The 865-nt window shown below is 46.2% G+C and carries 2 protein-coding genes; both read right to left on the bottom strand.

The genetic code is table 11. The annotated features are described in order from the left end of the window. The coding region (locus tag B5F71_RS19530) for an RHS repeat-associated core domain-containing protein (protein ID WP_241148672.1) at positions 1-579 on the bottom strand (579 nt) is incomplete at its 3' end. Between the two features lie 52 nt (positions 580-631). Continuing rightward, a partial coding sequence (locus tag B5F71_RS19525; RefSeq protein ID WP_143269957.1) for a transposase occupies positions 632-865 on the bottom strand: 234 nt, incomplete at its 5' end.

Raw genomic sequence — 865 nt, 5'->3', positions numbered from 1 at the left:
GGCAGCTACGGCTGCACCTGCATCGTAAAGCATATTGCCGATGTCCCATACCGTATCCCAAATCTTGCCGTCCTTGTCTATGCGGATAACGGGATTGCCGCCACAATAAACATAGGGGGAACTCGGATAATCTTGCTCCGATAACGGGTCAATGCTTACAAACCTTCCCAACGCCGCATCATAGTGCCGTGCACCGTAATCGTACCAGTTCAAGCCGTTCTTGTTATCGAACTCCTTACCGTTATACTTGTACGGCTGGACATTGTTCGTTGCCGCGAACACCTCGCCGAAAGGATAGTAATGGTTCGTTTCCTCGACCGTCCCCGTTGAGCTGATGACCACACGGTTATTCCCCTGATGGTCTTTCAGATAATAATGGTATTTATTATCCGCCAAAGTAACATAACCCTCTTCCGTCAACAGGTATTTCTGACTGCCGTTTTCATAGACCACATTCCCGCAATAGTCTGTCGTGGTGGCCGTACTCCCTGTCTTATGAACCGTGCGAAGCTTTGTGCCATCAGCCGCATACAGATAGGTTATCGTACTTCCGTCTTTAAACGTGACCTTGCTCGGCAAATTTAACGAATTGTATTGAATAGACGTAATATTCTTAGAAGCTGTTTTGATTTCATTCGATAAATTTGTTAAGGATGATTTGTATGAATGCAATCTGTACCATAGCTTCCGCAGTTTCAGCAAGGAATTCGTAATCGATGGTCAGCCTTCTGAAGTTTTCCAGCCATGAGAAAGAGCGTTCCACAATCCAACGTTTGGGCAGTACCTGAAATTTGGACGGACATTCGTCCGGTCTGAGTACGACCTCCAATATCCATCCGAATTTCTTCTTGACCCAATCAGCCAA

It is taken from the genome of Bacteroides sp. An269 (assembly GCF_002159755.1).
Classification (GTDB): Bacteria; Bacteroidota; Bacteroidia; order Bacteroidales; family Bacteroidaceae; genus Phocaeicola; species Phocaeicola intestinalis.
The sequence above is the reverse complement of the archived record's forward strand: the minus strand, read 5'-3'. Positions and strand labels throughout refer to the sequence as shown.